Consider the following 741-nt stretch of genomic DNA (forward strand, 5'->3'; position numbering starts at 1 on the left):
CGCCTATCTCGCTCTTGACGCTGGCTCCGTGGAGCCTGACGCTGGCGTCAAGTTTTGGGAGGAAGCGTCGTTGGACAAGGCGCTGTTGATTCAATTGCTTGGCTCGGCCGTCGCGGTCAGCCTGCTGGTGGCGCTCGCCGCCTGGGCGCGGATTCCGCGTCCCACGCCGCCGCTGGACGCCGACGGCGCGCGGACCCTGCTGGCCATGGAGTTCCCGGACGACCGCGTCGACGCCCTATGGATCGCCGCCGACGGGGCGGGCCTGGTGGCGCGCTCGGGCGATCGGGCCCTGATCGCCTGGCGCAAGGGCGACGGCTATGTGGCCCGCGACCTGGCGTTCGGCGCCGCCCTGGCCGCCAAGGCCGACAACGGCTTCCTGACGATCAAGACGGCCGACGGCGCCCCACGCCTGGCCTTGAACGATGGCCCCTGGCCGCCGCGAGAGCTCGCATGAAGACCGTCGACCCCGTCCAGCTCGCCATCCCGTTCTTCGTGCTGGCCGTGATCCTCGAGATCATCCTGGCGCGCCTGGGTAAGGCCGACGCCCGCTACGAGGCCAAGGACACCGCCATGTCCCTGACCATGGGTCTGGGCAGCAGCATCGCCGGCGCGATCCTAGGCGGTGCGATCTTCGCCGCCACGGTCTGGGTGTACGAGCACCGCATCTTCACGATCCCGATGACCGCCGTTTGGGCCTGGGTGCTGCTCTTCTTCGCCGAGGACCTGACCTACTACCTGTCT

General features: G+C 69.2%; 1 protein-coding gene and 1 pseudogene. Both read left to right on the forward strand.

The window, feature by feature from the left end:
- On the forward strand, positions 1–454 hold a 454-nt coding region (locus tag J7528_RS23760), incomplete at its 5' end, for a hypothetical protein (protein ID WP_291879798.1).
- Positions 451–741, forward strand: a pseudogene (locus J7528_RS23765) (sterol desaturase family protein); the annotation flags it as partial. The gene J7528_RS23760 and the pseudogene J7528_RS23765, both read left to right, overlap by 4 nt.

The sequence above is a fragment of the Caulobacter sp. genome (assembly GCF_017744445.1).
In the GTDB taxonomy this organism is placed as follows: Bacteria; Pseudomonadota; Alphaproteobacteria; order Caulobacterales; family Caulobacteraceae; genus Caulobacter.